This is a genomic window from Bremerella sp. JC817 (genome assembly GCF_040718835.1).
Classification (GTDB): domain Bacteria; phylum Planctomycetota; class Planctomycetia; order Pirellulales; family Pirellulaceae; genus Bremerella.
This window is the reverse complement of sequence record NZ_JBFEFG010000267.1, coordinates 59,598-75,041: the sequence shown is the minus strand read 5'-3', so window position 1 is coordinate 75,041 and position 15,444 is coordinate 59,598. Positions and strand designations below refer to the sequence as shown.

The following is a 15,444-nucleotide window of genomic DNA, read 5'->3' as shown; positions in this document are numbered from 1 at the left end:
GCCATGAATCGCTTTCCCAACATGCTGGGGCCGGAAGGGTGCGGCACGGCGGCGCATTTCTCGCGTCGAACCTTATTGCAAGCCGGCGCAGGCCTGGCCTGGCTGACGCCTCTTTCTCGCCTGCTGGCCGCGTCGTCGGAACAATCGCCCGACGCACGCCGCCGGCCGAAGTCGGTAATCGTGCTCTGGATGCAAGGTGGTCCCAGTCAACTGGAGACCTGGGATCCGCACGCCGGCAAGTTGATCGGTGGCGATGTGAAGGGGATCGATACGTCGGTCCCTGGCGTGCAACTGGCCGATACGATGCCATTCACTGCCGAGATCATGGATCAGGTATCGCTGCTGCGATGTGTCACCAGTAAAGAAGGGGATCACGAAAGGGCCACCTACAACATGCAGACCGGGTACCGCCCTGACCCCACGCTCGTTCATCCCGCGATCGGCGCGGTGATGTGCCATGAACTGTCGATCGATGGCGTTGAGATCCCGCGTCACGTATCGATCTTCCCCAGCGAGTTCTCGCCGAAAGGTGGTTTCCTGGGGAACAAGTACGATGCATTCCGGATGTACGATCCGATTGGCCCGCTGCCAGATCTGCCCAAACGTGTAGGCGAAGATCGCTTCGAGGCACGCATGGCTGATCTGGATATCTTGGAATCGAGCTTTGCCCGCGGTCGAAGAGCCGACCTGGAAGCCAACAAAACGCTTCATCGCAAGACGGTCGAGCGGGCGACCACGATGATGACATCAGACCAAATTGGTGCGTTCAACATCGACGAAGTCCCGAAGGCCCTCAAAGATCAATTCGGAGACAACGGCTTCGGACGGGGCTGCTTATGTGCGACGCAGTTGATCGAGACTGGTGTGCGATGCGTTCAGGTCACGCTCTCTGGCTGGGATACGCACGCGAATAACCATCAGTTGCAATCGGCCCGGGCCGCGCAGCTCGACGCCGCCTTCAGTGCCACGATCAAGCATCTGCAAGAGAAAGAGATCTTCGAGGACACCTTGGTGCTGTGTGGTGGAGAATTCGGACGCACGCCGAAGATCAATCCTGCGGCAGGCCGCGACCACTGGCCGCACGGCTTCAGCGTGGCTCTCGCCGGGGGAGGTATCCGCCGCGGCGTCGTGCTGGGAGAGACCGATCCGGAAGGGGGCAAGATCACTGCCGACACCAAGCATGCCGTTCGGGTTGAGGATATCCACGCCACGATCCATTCGGCCTTGGGAATCGATTTCACCAAGGACTATCAAACCCCGATCGGTCGTCCGATGGCGATCTGCCAGGGAGAACCTATCTCGCAGATCATCGCCGACGTTTAAAGGTCGTTATTCGATCGGTCGCTGACGCTGAAAATCTAAAATGGCGTCGAGCGTCATGTTCGATTGTTCGTACTCGATGACGACCAGTCGCGGCTGCTTCACCAACTCCGCAATGGCGGCGTTGGTGACTGGGGTATTGGTCAGACCAATACCTACCAGCTTCGGCAGAACCGGCAGCAACTTCAGGTCGTCGTCCGTCACCCGGCAATCGGCCAAATTCAACTGCTCCAGGTTCGGTAGCCCTTCCAGCAATGGGAGAAGCTCTGGGCGGTAGTAGTTGCTGGGAATCTCCACCGCATAGATCGGTCCGCCTGCTTCACGCCGCAAGAGCTTCGCTCCGCCACGCCGCAGCAGGAACATGGCTCGCCGGCTGTCGACTTCCACGCCGGCGATCTCTTGATCGGAGTAGTGGATGAACTCTTCCCGAGTGAGCGGCTTCATGCTGCCATCGTCTAACTTGATGAAGTATTGGTCCCCCAGCCAAGGACGGGGCTCGCTGATATGCAGCTTCGAGCCAGCAGGGGCCGAATGCTGAAAGTAATTGCGAAACAGTCGCCGTTCGTTGGGGAACGGAACGTGCAGGTCGCCCCAGCCCAAGATCTTCTGCGAACCTTCGGTCGTCGTGATGATTCCTTCGGGCAAATGGTTCGAGTACAGCACGCAGGCAATCCCGTGATCGACCACGCCAACATAGAACCCGAGCGGATAAACCAGCATCGCCGCCGCTACGATCCATTCCCAGCGAAACTTGGGCTGGATGCTCGCAGTGTTCCACATCACCCAGAACCCGATCGTTGCGGTCGCCAGGTTCCACGGAACGACGCTCACGTTGTGGTTATAGAACAGCGGCGACAGGAAAATCACGATTCCGACATGCATCAGCACGCAAGGAATCGCCGCCCAGCGAGGCCGAAACACCGCTAACAGGCCCGCCGCAAGCTCGCCCAGGCCAACGCCCCAGGCAAACAACATCTGAAACTGCTCGGGATCGACATGCAACGAGCTGACCATGTTCCACGAGCTAAACGAGAACCAGTCAGGCGAGAGCAACTTGTGCGTGCCCGCCCAGATCCAGAGCGACGCCAAGAACCACCGCACGATTACGATGCCAACGTCTTCGACGACGGCCAGCATTAAGATCACCATTACGATGACCTGGGGCTGGGTGCGGTATTGATCAAAGACAAAAGAGATCAGCAGCGAGACCGCATGGGCCAATAACCCGAGTCGTGGCTTAACGAGCACTAAGACCAGGGTGGCAAGTATCCACAGTCCAAAAGGAATCTGGGGCATCTCGAATAGCGGCATATGGACTGGCGTTTCGCGCACTTGCCACAGCGGCCAGGTGATCAGAATGGTTGCCGCCTGGGCCAGGACAGCGACAACCAGCAGGGCATAGCGAATCGGCGGCAACCCAAGCAGGCGCGGCGTGGTCGAAAGGTCCGAGGATTCGAGCGAGGTGGCGATGGTCATGGATCGAGGGGCCGTAGGGAATATTCGCTACAACCCACAACCATAGCATACCAATAAAAAAGGACGCATCCCTGGTGGGGACGCGTCCTCGATTTTCCAAGTTGCCGGCGGCTGGTTACGGTTTGGGAACCTCGAAATCGACTTCGGTGCCGTCTGCTGGAATGTTCACTTCGGTCTGGTAAGCGGGAAACAGGGCCTTGCCAGGGCTGTTCGCCGCGGCTTCCGTCGAGGGATCGGTTTTGCCATCGTAGCCACGAATCGTGACCGAATACTCTCCCCCGACAATCCCTTTGCCGCTGGGGGTAGCATAACGCCCGTCGATAATTTCACCAATCGTCCCCGGCCCTGAATTTCCTTTTGCCGAGTTCGGTTCCAGGATGACATCTCCGCGTGGGATTGGCTGACCATCGTAGGTCACCGAGCCACGTAGCGGCTCGCCATAGCCGGAGTTGCCGCCACAGCCAACGCTGCCGACCATCAACAAGCCGACAAGTAAAAGAACACGCATGCTTGACTCCTTGTACGAGGGTTCCACTAGTAGCCGCCCAGCGGCAGGCCGTCGGAACGCTTGGCCAGGTTCTGCGAGATCGTCAGGTCGGTTGTTTCCGCCAGAAAATGAACCGAGCCATCGTTGAACACAAACTGGGCTCCGCCGGGATGATCGCTACGGAAGGCGCTGGTGAAGCTTTCCCAACTGCCGGTTGGATTCGTGTTCAATTGATAGCGGAAACCTGTCAAGCAAACCGGCAGGCCGTTACCATCGTTCTTTCCACTGGCAGCCCACGAGAATCCAGCCGAATCGTGCGGATGGTTGTTTTCGCCAATCAGCATGACATTGGAAGTGCCGTCGGTAATGTCGGCGAAACGTGTTCGCGAGTTCACGTACAGCGTGCCGTTGGTATAGAAGCGGCGAACATTCGACGAATGTCCCTGGCAAGAAGAATCGCTGTCAGGCCCACCCCCTTGGACGCCGCGATAACTGGCTCGCAGGTCGTTCTCAGCGATCTTCGAGTCCGAGGCGCACTGATAGGCAGTCATCGGAACCAGTACGTCCTTGTTTGGACTGGGGACATCCTGCCCGCCTGGATCGAAGAAACGCTGCTGATACACATTTCCATCCCAGGCAAACTGGTCGTACATGTTTTGCTGTTCAATGAACGGCAGCAGCATGACCGTCCAAGGAGCATGGCCGCCATGAACTGGGGTCCCCATACTGTCGCACCAGTTACCGGCGTTGTAATTGATGTTGGTCTTGGGCGAGATGTAGCCCGAGGTGAAGCTGCCGAAGGTATCGTGATAGTTGTGCATCGCGATTCCCATCTGCTTCAGATTGTTGCTGCAGCTCATCCGCCGCGCCGCTTCACGAGCCTGCTGTACGGCTGGCAACAACAGGGCAATCAAAACCCCAATGATCGCTATTACGACGAGCAGTTCCACCAACGTGAAACCTCGCTGGAATCGTGTGGACTTCATGGTTGGGTGCCTCAAACTAATGCGGAAAAGGTTTAAATAATCTTGACCATGTTTGTGAGCATATTAGCCCCAGTGTCAGCCAACAATGGATTGTCTGTTTTCATAGCCCAGTTGGCACGAAATGAAACTGCGTGCGTTACAAATTGAAAATCGACGGACTCAATTTCTTTGGGAATCTTTGCTGGACGGCTTGATCGTGGGGTTTCTGTTCTCGCAGAATGGGGGGTGACTGCGATGTGCATCGAGACGACGACTGGTGGGAAAGGTTTTTGGAAATGCTGGCTCAACTACGTACCTACTCGATGGCTGGGATCGAAGCGATTCCGGTGGAGGTGGAAGTCGACGTATCTCCAACGGCTTTACCCAAAACGGTGCTGGTCGGCCTGCCAGAGGCGGCGGTGAAAGAAAGCGTCCACCGAATCGAACGGGCCATCGTTAACTCCGGCTTCTTCTGCCCCCGAGACCGCGTGGTCATCAACCTGGCCCCGGCTGAGCTTCCCAAGAATGCGGCTTCATTTGATTTGCCGATTACGTTGGGCATCTTGCTGGGAAGCGGTCAGCTGATGAGCGAACGCCTCGATCAGTATGCAATCGTGGGAGAATTGGCTCTGGATGGCACGACGCGGCCAATCCGAGGCATCCTCTCGAAGGCGATCGAAACGGAGAAGCAGGGATTGGCCGGCATCATCGTTCCGGCCGAGAATGCTCGGGAAGCGGCCGTCGTGGAAGGAATCGAAGTGATACCAGTCTCGAGCCTGGCCGAAGCCGTGGGATTCCTGGCTGGGCAACTCGATATCGAACCGGTGCCGCCGCAGATTCAGTCACTGCTGGAAGAACATTGCAACTACGAAGTTGACTTCGCGGACGTACGCGGCCAGGAACTTGCCAAACGAGCCGCCACGATCGCCGCGGCTGGGATGCATAATTTGCTGCTCGTTGGACCACCAGGCTCGGGCAAGACGATGCTGGCCAAGCGAGTGCGGACGATCTTACCGGGGCTGACGCCAGGGGAATCGGTCGAGACGACGCGGATCTATAGTGCGACCGGACGGCTGGCGACGAATCAGCCGTTGCTAGCGACCCGTCCGTTTCGTTCGCCCCATCATACGATCAGCGAAGCAGGCCTAGTGGGAGGAGGCAGCAACCCGGCTCCGGGTGAGATTTCGCTTTCGCACAACGGGATTCTGTTTCTCGACGAATTGCCAGAGTTCAATCGGCGCACGCTCGAATTGATGCGGCAGCCGCTGGAAGATCGCCAGGTGACGATCAGCCGGGCCCTGCGAAGCGTGACGTTCCCGGCCGACTTCATGCTGGTCGCCGCGATGAACCCTTGCCCATGTGGCTTTCGCAACGACCCGAGACGCGATTGCCGCTGTAGCGTGCCCCAAGTCGAGAAGTACGTGGGCAAGATCAGCGGACCTTTGCTCGACCGGATCGATATCCAAATCGAAGTGCCGGCCGTGCCGTACCAGGAACTGGCCAGCACGACGGAAGGAACCAGCAGCGAGACGCTCAAGCAGATGGTGGTCGCGGCCCGGACCATCCAGACTCGGCGATTTATCGGCAGTCGCACGCGGTACAACGCTCAAATGAGCAGCCGCGAGGTTCGCAAGTTCTGCCACGTCGAAGAAGAAGCCGCGACGCTGATGAAACAAAGCATCAGCAACTTCGGCCTCTCGGCCAGGGCCTACGACAAGATTCTCCGCCTGGCCCGAACGATCGCCGACCTGGAATCAGCCACAACGATTACCGCCGACCATGTTTGCGAGGCGATCAACTATCGGATGCTGGATCGAAGTTTGGTGGGATGAGGAGAAATTGATTTTCCTCAAATTTCCTCGAAGCTTACCGAGTTTCCACCACGAGCCACTGGCTTTTATCTTAATCATCCTATTTCTCTTAGATGCCCTCCCCATTCCTGGGATAAAGGGATAACGCGCCAGCATCGACTTCGAGTGGAGGCCAAATACCAGGGACACACGAAGGGGAACGGTTTGGTGCTAGCGGCACACCAGTCTACAATTTTCGCCGAATTGCCATGACTGTTGATGGGTTCATATCTAACCGAACTGGAAGAGTGAATTTCTTTGATGAATAACACGGAGAAGTCTACAGGCTCGCAGGGGCAACTTGGCCCGGTTCGAGTGTGGGCACTAGCCGCCGGCGGAATGGTGGGTGGGGGAATCTATATTGCCCTGGGGGTAGTGATCGCGGTAGCCGCACAGTGGGCATGGCTTAGTTTCGTGATTTCTGGCGTCATTGCCGTTTGTACAGCGTACTCCTATGCCCGAGTTTCAAATCACTACGAGAGAAGTGGTGGAGCTTTCGAATTTCTGGAGGAAATGGATCGACAAGGCATTGCCGGAAGTCTTTCGTGGCTTTTGATCCTCGGATACACGCTGACAATTGCTGTGTATACATTCGCCTTCGGACACTATCTCGCCTATTCAATCGGTGGGGGCCCTGCAGTAATTCGAGCCTCCGCCATTGGTATCGGGATTGCATTGATCGGGTTGAATCTTGTCGGTATTGGCAAGATGACGGCGGTCGAGGTGGTGATTGTTACCGCCAATCTGGTCGTCCTGCTAGTTCTTGGACTCATTGGGATTTGCAATTGGGATAGTACGCAACTGCTTGCCGGCATCGAGCCTCGAACACCTTGGTCTGCCAGTGTGGGGGCGGCCGCGATCTTTGTGTCGTACGAAGGGTTTCAGCTCTTGACCTATGAATATGAGAAGGTCAAATCGCCGGAGAAGTACTTTCTACCGGTTCTCGTTTCCGCGGCCATTTTCGTCGTATTTGTCTATGTGCTTGTTGCGCTGGGTGCGACGATGTTGGCAGGTGCCCTGGCGATTGTTGAAGAAAAGCAAGTGGCCCTTTCGATCGCCGCTGAAAATGTGGGAGGAACTGCCGGGCTTGTGGTGATGACGATCGCTGCCGCCTTTGCTACCGCGGCGGCGATTAATTCGACACTCTTCTCCACAGGGAAACTTGCGGCTCGTGTCGCGCGCGACCATGAATTACCTGGCTGGTTTTCTCATCAGAACCGCTTTGGTGTGCCTGATCGACCCATCATCGTGATTGGTATCGTGGCAACCCTACTGTCGGTCCTCGGTTCGCTATCGGCACTGGTCGAAGCAGCAAGCCTGGTCTTTCTGGCGGCCTTTTTCATTGTGAACCTGACATGTTTTCAATTAGCCGATTCGAATCGCTGGATTCCGCTTACAGGGATCATCGTCGGTGCGATGATTGGCGTCGTATTGGTTGCCCGGCTGATTGTGACTGCTCCAATCTCTCTCGCGGTGCTCGTATTGCTAAGTTTGGTGGCAACATTGGGCCGTAGTGCAATCTTGCGTCGGCTGACAAGCAAAGAGGTGTAATCGATGGCACACAAACATGTTCAACGACCTTGGGGCTTGGGCCTCTTCATCACCATGGCCTTTGTAATTACGGGGTGCCTGGGTAACGATCCGTCCCAAAAAACGGACCTCTTTCTGCTTAATGTCAGTAATCCGGCGGTTCCCTTGGAAGTAACGGCGCGACGCAGTCCAGACGCCGAACAGCGGTTCGATGAAGTACTTCCATTCGGGCAACTCGTAAATGCGAAACCGCTGGAATCGGGTGTGTGGAATTTCACACTCGAGAATCAAACGCGGATGCCTGCCGAACAGTTTCGCTACGGCCTAGGGAAGGACGCCAGTTACCTTCTTGTTCTTTACGGATTCAACCAGGAAACGCCCTTCGCTGATTTCGACTCGAGCCCTGACCTCTGGAAGCAGAGTTCCTATGAAGAGGCGAAGTCGTTTCTCGGCGGTATGGAGGTCGTGACCTCGAAGCATTTTCTTCTTCAGCAAAAGTTGATTCGATTACCCCCCGCGAAGCCTGATGCCGCCCCGAAACTCCGCCTCGCCGTTTTTTCGCCAGGCAAAAATGAATTTATCGTCGACCTGATCGACAAGGCTGGCACCCACCATCAATCACCGCCGCAAGGGTTCTCCCAAGTGAGTGACTGGCTCAAAATAAATGCAGGCGAGACCGAGTTCTCAGTACGCTACGCGGACAGCCCAGCCCAAGTCGGGAACGGGACGATCGAACTCCCGCAAGGAAGCGTCACAACTTTCATTTTGGCAGGGGAATCACCCAACGGACTAAAGGTTCTGATTCATCAATGGAAGGATCAGGAAGCCACCATGATTTATGCTGGAAAATCCAACAACTGAGGGGCGAGAGGACGTCAGCGGAGTATGAAGCGCGAGACGATTAACTACCGCATGCTTGATCGCAGTTTGGTGGGTTAGCCGGCCTTACTTGGCCAGCGGGGTGACTTCGATCTTGCGGATCTCGGCACTGCTTTGCCACGCCGAGAAACCGAGTGGCTGCGAAAGAGTGACTTCGTTCCGCGTCGAGATCTTCTTTCCTTCGATGTTCGCGTCGACGACCTGTTTATCATCGATCCAGGCCTCGATCTTCTTATCCGTGACCCGGACTTTGAACCGGTACCACTTGTTGTCGTCGAAGGCGACGTATTGGGTCGTTTCGTTTTCGGAGGCATCGACGCCGTCGATACTGCTCAGACCGACCACGGCTCCACCCCATCCGCCATTGATAAAGCTGCAGTGGCTATCCTTCACCGGGAAGGTCGCCGCGGCGAAGAAATCGATCCCCATCGTGCGACGGGCTTCCCAGGTCAGCTCGTAATTGTTGCGGGGAAGGTCGTTGTTCTTGTAAGTAATGCCGGTCAGCATCACCCCTTGGCCCATCGTGATCACCCCTTCTTTCAGGGAGACTTCCCCTTCGCCGCCGAACTCGGGCACATTCCACAAGTCCATCGACTTACCGTCGAACAGCGAACGCGTCTTGGTCTTCATTTCTTCGGCAGCCAAGGGCCAAGCCAGGAGGGCAACCAGCGTCCAACAGGCCAGCATTGAAAAGCAACGCATGAGGTCAAATTCGCTTGTGGGAGGGAAGGGGAAGGAGAGCCGAGTGGGCGGCGGCCTGTTCAGCCTAGCAATTCCGCCGGCGAGATTCCATTAGCCGTGCCAGCTTCGGTACCAGTCGACGTATTCCTGGATGCCATCTTCGATGAGCACCTTGGGGGAGTAGTTCAGCAGCTTCTCGGCCTTATCAAGGTTCGCATAGGTAACCGGCAGGTCTTCCGGGCGTTCCGGCAGGTAGTCGATTACCGCCTTCTTACCGAACGACTTCTCGAGCAACTCGATCAGCCGGCGCATCTCGATCGGATCGCTATGCCCCACATTGATTTCTTCCCCCACGACCCCATCAGCCGTGAGGGCTGAGATGAAGCCTTGGCAGATGTCGCTGACGTGAGTGAAGTCGCGACGAATGCTGCCATCGCCGAACAAAGGAATCGGGGTCCCTTCGTGGACCGCCTTGGCGAAGATCGTCAAAGCGAGGTCAGGGCGAAGACGCGGTCCATAGACGCTAAATGGCCGCAAGCAGGCCGTTGGAACGCCATGGAGTTGGTGATAGGTCAAGCAGAGCAGTTCGGCGGCACGCTTCGTCGCCCCATAAGGACTGGCCGGGATACCCAGCGGGGCGTTCTCGCAGAATGGGATGCCGGCACCTTTGCCGTAAACGGTCGACGAAGAGGCCAGTAGGAATCGTTTGACAGGGTGATGCCGGGCAGCTTCCAACAGCGAGAGCGTTCCGCCGACGTTGGCATGCTGATACATCTGTGGCTTCTGAACGCTGATCCGAACGCCGGCATAGGCCCCCAGATGAACGACTTGATCGATGTCGTGTTCGTCGAACAGCCGCTTCATTTTGTCCGAATCGCAGAAATCCCCTTCGATCAGGGTAACTCGTGATTCGTTGGCGACTGGCTTCACGTTCTCCCGCTTCAGAGCGGGATCGTAGTAGTCGTTGAAGTTGTCGAGCGTAACCAGTTTTTCGTCCGACTGCTTCAGAAGAATTTGCGTCAGGTGACTACCAATGAAGCCGGCACCGCCGGTAATCAGAATGGCCATGCGTGTTTCACGCCTTGTGGGTTGATGAATCGGGAGAGTTGCCCAGGACCTATAATCGTTAGAAACCATACTGGATCCAGGCCCATTATCGCAAGGCACGCCATGGTTGTTTGGGAATGTGGCGTCGATTAGGCTGAGGGCTTGTTATTGCTACCCTGCCGGGATCCCTTTATGTCGCTGCGAAAACTGCCCCTCTTGGCTACCATCGTCTTGGTTGCGTTGTGGGCAATTGCATTCACAGCGACTCATTGGCCGCTGCGGCAGGAGCCTAACGAGATTCTCTTTCCCCATGCCGACAAGATCGCTCACATGACGATCTACGCGGTATTGGCCTTTGTGTCGCTGTTGGCGTTGCGGGCCTGGAACTATCGCTGGACGCCGCTGTTGGCGGTGCTCGTTGGATTGGCGATGGTGGCACTGGGGATGTTCGATGAGCTAACCCAGATGCTGGTCGCGGGTCGAACGCCTGACCCAGCCGATCTGCTGGCCGATACGATTGGTGCCGGACTAGGTATTGGGGCTTATGCTTTGGCACGGGCGATTTATGCCCGGCAAAATTACTCACCGAGTGAACCTCGCTAGCACGAAAGTCGGCATGGATGGGCCTATCGGATCTCAGGCAGGTGGTGGAAGCGTTTCAGCTTCGGATCGCTGATCTCCCAGAACTGCTCACCGGATTACTTCAGCAAGTGCCGGCCGGCAAAGTGACGACCTATGGCGATCTGGCCAAGGCCCTGGGAGATTCGGTCGCCAGTCGCTGGGTGGCAACATGGCTTCTGGATGCAAACTGTCCGCTAAGAGAGCTTTCGCATCGGGTCGTCCGATCGACCGGCGACATCGGGCTGTACTTCAGCGGAGACGTGCAGCAAAAGATCGCACGGCTGAAGGCCGAAGGGATCGAAGTCACGGAATCGAAGGTCAACTTGAAGCAGCATCGCTTCGCACTGACGAAGACCTCGATGCCGTTACTCGAATTAAAGGGTTGGCAAACGAACTTCGTTTGTCGAGCACGCCCACCGGTAATGCTCGGCGATATTCGCACGATCGCTGGGCTCGACGTCTCTTACGCCGGCAATCAAGGCATTGCGGTGTGTAGTCGATTCGACGCCGATGGGAAGACCCTCATCAGCCATGCTTCGATCTGCCGGCCGGTTTCGTTTCCGTATATCACCGGCTACCTCGCCTTCCGTGAATTGCCACTGCACCTGGAATTGCTCGCCGCGATGCAGGAAGAAGGGACGCTACCGGATCTGTTGTTGGTCGATGGAAACGGACGGCTTCACCCGCGAAGGCTAGGAATCGCCACAATGCTGGGCGCCTTGGCCGGGATTCCTACGATTGGCATTGCGAAGAAGCGAATCTGCGGGACCATCGCCAACGATCTGCCAGAGGTCGGCGTCTGGGAGCCAATCGCAGCGAGTCAAACCGAGCCGGACGATGTGCTGGGATACGCCATCTTGCCGCATACCAAGACGAAACATCCGCAGTATGTCTCGCTGGGCTATGGGGTCGACGACCATTTGATGAAGACGATGGTCACGCGCTGCTTTGCTGGGCATCGTTCGCCAGAACCAATCTATGCCGCCGACCGCGAGAGCCGGCGAATTGCTAGCACTATCGTCGCGACCGGCGCGTAGCGACGATTCCTCTGGACTCGGCTTGCGGAAATTAGGTAAGGTTCGGGCATTCGTCCCAATCTACCCTGAGAAACTTCATTCCCAGAGCCGATTTGATCGTGAAAACTGCCACTCTGCCAACCGCCGTTCTTGCTGTTTGGTCTTCGCTTGTTTGTGTGAGCAACGCTGCCGACTTTCAGGTGGCGACTTCCATCTACCGAGGAAACGAACGTTCGCCCGTGGCGACCTATCAGACGGTTTTCAAAGGGGACAAGATTTACGACGTCGTCATGACGCCACCACGCCAGGTGACGATCATCGACTTCTCGAACGGACAGATCACGATGCTGGACCCTGGTCAGGGACAAGACACCGCCGTCCGGACCACGATGTCGACGCAGGACGTCCTGCAGCATGCCACCTATTTCAAGCAGTATGGCGATTTACCATCGAACCCACTGTGGGACTTCCTGAAAAATCCCTCGTTTCAGACCAGCTACGATCCGGGGACTCAGGTTCTCAAGCTGTCGGGCGATCCTTTGATCTATGAAGCCGATTTGCAGAAGATCGAAGATCAGCCACTGGCGGATGCCTATTCGCAGTTCTGCGACTGGTCGGCAATGCTGAACTTCATTTCGATGGGAAGCGACTTGCCTCAGGCACGGATGTCGCTCAATGCGGAAGTGAAGAGCCGCGGGGCCGTTCCGACCGAAGTTCGCAAGACGATTCGGAATGCCGATCCATCGAAGATTGTCTCGCTGAAGAGCCGCCACGAGTATCGTTGGACGCTCAATGTCTCGGATGACAAGCTCATCCAGTCGATCGAGGCTGATCTGGCTAAGGCCAAGCCGGTCAAATTCGATGCTTACATCAAGCGGACTTCTGCCGCACAAAAGTAAGCGGTTGCTGGATTGCGGAATAGCTCTCAGGTAGGATGAGAACAGTATTTACTGTTCACCCCATCGATATCCCACCCGAGTTCTAAGGATATGCCGCGCATGCACCGCTTGTTCAGTCTGCTGTTGCTTCTCAGTTTTGCCAGTGTCAGCGTCGCCCAGACGTACGAAATCACGCAGGAAGGGGACGGGCTCACCGTTCACTACGATGGCAAACTGGTCACTCGCTATTTGAAGAAGAGCGGCTCGAAGCCGATTCTGTACCCGCTGCTCGGCCCTGACGGCGTGCCGATGACGCGTCGTTACCCGATTGAGTCGGTTGGCGAGAACGAAAAGAACGACCATCCTCATCACCGCAGTGTCTGGTTCACCCACGGCAAGGTGAATGGCACCGACTTCTGGCTGGAGAAAGAAGGCGAAGGTGGCGTGATCGTTCACGAGAAGTTCGAGAAGATCTCGGATGGCGAGACTGCTCAGATCGTCTCGCTCAATCGTTGGGAAACGCCGGAAGGTAAGGTTCTGTGCAAAGATCGCCGGTCGATCACCTTTGGTCAGGACGAAGGCCGGCAGTACTTTGACTACGACGTCACCGTGACGCCCGTCGATGAGCCGGTCACCTTTGGCGACACCAAAGAAGGGACCTTCGGGATCCGCGTAGCCGGCACGATGAAAACCGACGCCAAGATGGGCGGGACGATCGTCAACGACAAGGGCGTGAAAAACAAAGATGCATGGGCCAAGCAGTCGGCCTGGGTCGATTACTACGGTCCCGTTCAGGGCAAGACCGTGGGGGTGACCATCATGAATCACCCATCCAGCTACGGCTATCCAACCTATTGGCACGTGCGTACTTATGGTCTGTTCGCCGCGAATCCATTCGGCGTGCATGACTTTGTTGGCAAGAATGTCCAGTCAGGCGATCACACGATCAAGCCTGGCGAAGAAATGAACCTTCGTTACCGTGTGCTGCTGCACGAAGGGACGACGGAAGAAGCGGACGTCGCTGGTGCCTTCTCGCGATACGAAAAGGTGCAGAAGTAAATATGCCGAAGCTCTTACCTTTCTCACCGGCCCAACAGCGGCTGTTGGAGCGGTTTGAGCAAGCAGGTGGCGTCGTCGAGTTTATTCTTTGCCAATCGACGACGCCTCATCTGATCGAAAGCCATCGCGAGGCCGTTCGCCTCGCGTTTCTCGAGCTTGAAGATCGCGACGAACGCTGGGCCCAGCAAGTCGCCCAAGAGCGTAAGATTCCCCGTCGCCGGCTTTTCGACATCCACTACGAAGCGGCAGCGATTGAAGGGCTGAATCCAACGTCGATCACCGTCGAGCAGTTGCTTGGCAATCGCTATGACCTGGCCCGTCGCGAACTGATCGTCTACGGGAAAGGGGAATACCGGAACCGGTTTTTCTATGCTCATGCCGAGCCGAAGCCAGCGAACATTCTGCCTCAGATCGATGGTGGCATCTCAGAGGGCCTGGCGTACGCGATGTCGAGCCCGCCTTATCCATTGGATGCGACGCCGGAAGAAGTCGATCGTATGCTGCAGTCGATGTTACACGGCCTGCTGAACGATCTGGCAGACGACCCGTTGCTGTTGCGTTGGCCAACCGATTGGTGCAATTACTTCGATGCTGGCAACGAATGGTGGGGAAGCTTTTTGTGGAGTGTCGGCGTGCCGGCATGGCAGCAGATTGTGGTGATGGCAGCCTCATCAAGCGACTGAATTCTCGGGAAAAACTAGCGAAATCGACTCAAGCCTGGAGGTGAATTGCCTGCAGGCTTTTTGTTCGCGCATAGATCGCAAATTTCCCATACTTCCTATCCTATCTATGTCAAACTTTGCCTTCCCTATTGCCGATACCTAACCTTGCAAACACTTAACCTAGATTACCCAAACGGCCTATGTCTGGTGGCGACTAGAGATAAGCCGGATCAATACGGAGCATCCCCAACCTATGGCCGCTGAAACTCCGTGTTTCACTCAGTTGGAACACCTTCGGCAGTACATTTACCAGATTCTATGTGACAAAGAGCAACTAGAGCCGGGCGTATTCCCCATGACCGAGCGCGTGATCGTGCGAGCCAAAGATCCCTGTGGGATCTATTTCTGCTTGCATGGCCCTCGTAGCGTCAAATGCACGGCAATCTGGGAGACCGATACCAACACGATATTGTTCTATGGAGCCAGTGGCGAGCGGTTCCTCAGAACGCAATTGTCGAGTGCTTCCGCCTTGCAAGTGGCTGCCTAACACCAGGCAGCCGCGGCCAATGGATTGGCCGCAAGTCGCATGATTTCTGGATTTCAAACATTCTTACGACCGCATAAACATGGAGGTTTATTCATATGCTAGTCCTTTCCCGCAAGGAAGGTGAGAAGCTTCGACTGGGCGAAGAGATCCTGATCACCGTTGTCAAAGTCGGAGCCGATAAGGTCCGTCTTGGTATCCAAGCGCCTTCCAACCTGCTGATCCTGCGCGACGAGCTGGACGTGCACGAGATCGCAGATGTTGAACAAGAAGAGCGCATCACGCTGGTATTCACCCAGGAAGTGAACCAGCCGGCCACGAAACCGTTGCGGATCGCGGCCTAATCACACCAGGGGCGGGTGTGATTGTAGAAAACGTAGGATGGCTACGCCCTTCACAGTGCGATAGCCATCATCCAAGTAAGGTGCG

The 15,444-nt window shown here is 56.3% G+C and carries 16 protein-coding genes; 11 read left to right on the top strand and 5 right to left on the bottom strand.

Translation table 11 applies throughout. The annotated features are described in order from the left end of the window. The first annotated feature begins 3 nt into the window (after positions 1–3). On the top strand, positions 4–1,323 hold the full coding sequence (locus AB1L30_RS09045) for a DUF1501 domain-containing protein (RefSeq protein WP_367013094.1): 1,320 nt from the start codon (positions 4–6) through the stop codon (positions 1,321–1,323). A gap of 6 nt (positions 1,324–1,329) precedes the next feature. On the opposite strand, the gene AB1L30_RS09040 is transcribed toward AB1L30_RS09045, so the two are convergent. The 3 genes from AB1L30_RS09040 to AB1L30_RS09030 all read right to left on the bottom strand — a co-directional run bounded on the left by AB1L30_RS09040 (position 1,330) and on the right by AB1L30_RS09030 (position 4,269). Next, positions 1,330–2,796 carry a DoxX family protein gene (locus AB1L30_RS09040; RefSeq protein WP_367013093.1) on the bottom strand — a complete coding sequence of 489 codons (1,467 nt, stop codon included), beginning with the start codon at positions 2,794–2,796 and terminating at the stop codon, positions 1,330–1,332. Between the two features lie 115 nt (positions 2,797–2,911). Then, complete coding sequence (locus tag AB1L30_RS09035) at positions 2,912–3,304, bottom strand: hypothetical protein (protein ID WP_367013092.1); 393 nt, start codon at positions 3,302–3,304, stop codon at positions 2,912–2,914. Positions 3,305–3,330: 26 nt separating this feature from the next. Beyond that, positions 3,331–4,269, bottom strand: a complete 939-nt coding sequence (locus AB1L30_RS09030; RefSeq protein WP_367013091.1) for a DUF1559 domain-containing protein — start codon at positions 4,267–4,269, stop codon at positions 3,331–3,333. Between the two features lie 275 nt (positions 4,270–4,544). On the opposite strand from AB1L30_RS09030, the gene AB1L30_RS09025 reads away from it, so the two are divergent. The 3 genes from AB1L30_RS09025 (at position 4,545) to AB1L30_RS09015 (ending at position 8,489) form a co-directional block, all read left to right on the top strand. Further along, positions 4,545–6,080, top strand: coding sequence for a YifB family Mg chelatase-like AAA ATPase (locus AB1L30_RS09025; RefSeq protein WP_367013090.1), 1,536 nt, complete (start codon positions 4,545–4,547; stop codon positions 6,078–6,080). 279 nt (positions 6,081–6,359) lie between these two features. After that, a complete protein-coding gene (locus AB1L30_RS09020; protein ID WP_367013089.1) occupies positions 6,360–7,649 on the top strand; it encodes an APC family permease in 1,290 nt (429 codons plus the stop codon). A gap of 3 nt (positions 7,650–7,652) precedes the next feature. Further along, on the top strand, positions 7,653–8,489 hold the full coding sequence (locus AB1L30_RS09015; protein WP_367013088.1) for a hypothetical protein: 837 nt from the start codon (positions 7,653–7,655) through the stop codon (positions 8,487–8,489). Positions 8,490–8,573: 84 nt separating this feature from the next. Here AB1L30_RS09015 and AB1L30_RS09010 read toward each other — a convergent pair whose 3' ends face one another. Then, positions 8,574–9,209: a DUF1080 domain-containing protein gene (locus tag AB1L30_RS09010; protein WP_367013087.1), complete on the bottom strand. Its 636-nt coding sequence runs from the start codon at positions 9,207–9,209 to the stop codon at positions 8,574–8,576. 90 nt (positions 9,210–9,299) lie between these two features. Continuing rightward, on the bottom strand, positions 9,300–10,256 hold the full coding sequence (locus AB1L30_RS09005) for an NAD-dependent epimerase/dehydratase family protein (protein WP_367013086.1): 957 nt from the start codon (positions 10,254–10,256) through the stop codon (positions 9,300–9,302). Positions 10,257–10,427: 171 nt separating this feature from the next. Here AB1L30_RS09005 and AB1L30_RS09000 point away from each other — a divergent pair, with 171 nt between their 5' ends. From AB1L30_RS09000 to AB1L30_RS08970, 7 genes are all read left to right on the top strand, one after another. Then, positions 10,428–10,838 carry a VanZ family protein gene (locus AB1L30_RS09000; protein ID WP_367013085.1) on the top strand — a complete coding sequence of 137 codons (411 nt, stop codon included), beginning with the start codon at positions 10,428–10,430 and terminating at the stop codon, positions 10,836–10,838. Between the two features lie 17 nt (positions 10,839–10,855). Then, on the top strand, positions 10,856–11,893 hold the full coding sequence (locus AB1L30_RS08995) for an endonuclease V (protein ID WP_367013084.1): 1,038 nt from the start codon (positions 10,856–10,858) through the stop codon (positions 11,891–11,893). 98 nt (positions 11,894–11,991) lie between these two features. Then, a complete protein-coding gene (locus AB1L30_RS08990; protein WP_367013083.1) occupies positions 11,992–12,771 on the top strand; it encodes a hypothetical protein in 780 nt (259 codons plus the stop codon). A 99-nt stretch (positions 12,772–12,870) separates the two neighbouring features. Continuing rightward, a complete protein-coding gene (locus AB1L30_RS08985; protein WP_367013082.1) occupies positions 12,871–13,809 on the top strand; it encodes a PmoA family protein in 939 nt (312 codons plus the stop codon). A gap of 2 nt (positions 13,810–13,811) precedes the next feature. Next, complete coding sequence (locus AB1L30_RS08980) at positions 13,812–14,492, top strand: hypothetical protein (protein WP_367013081.1); 681 nt, start codon at positions 13,812–13,814, stop codon at positions 14,490–14,492. A 232-nt stretch (positions 14,493–14,724) separates the two neighbouring features. Then, a complete protein-coding gene (locus AB1L30_RS08975; protein WP_367013080.1) occupies positions 14,725–15,018 on the top strand; it encodes a hypothetical protein in 294 nt (97 codons plus the stop codon). A gap of 95 nt (positions 15,019–15,113) precedes the next feature. After that, the gene (locus AB1L30_RS08970; RefSeq protein ID WP_367013079.1) at positions 15,114–15,359 is read left to right on the top strand and encodes a carbon storage regulator; all 246 of its coding nucleotides are present in this window, start codon (positions 15,114–15,116) and stop codon (positions 15,357–15,359) included. Positions 15,360–15,444: the final 85 nt, after the last annotated feature.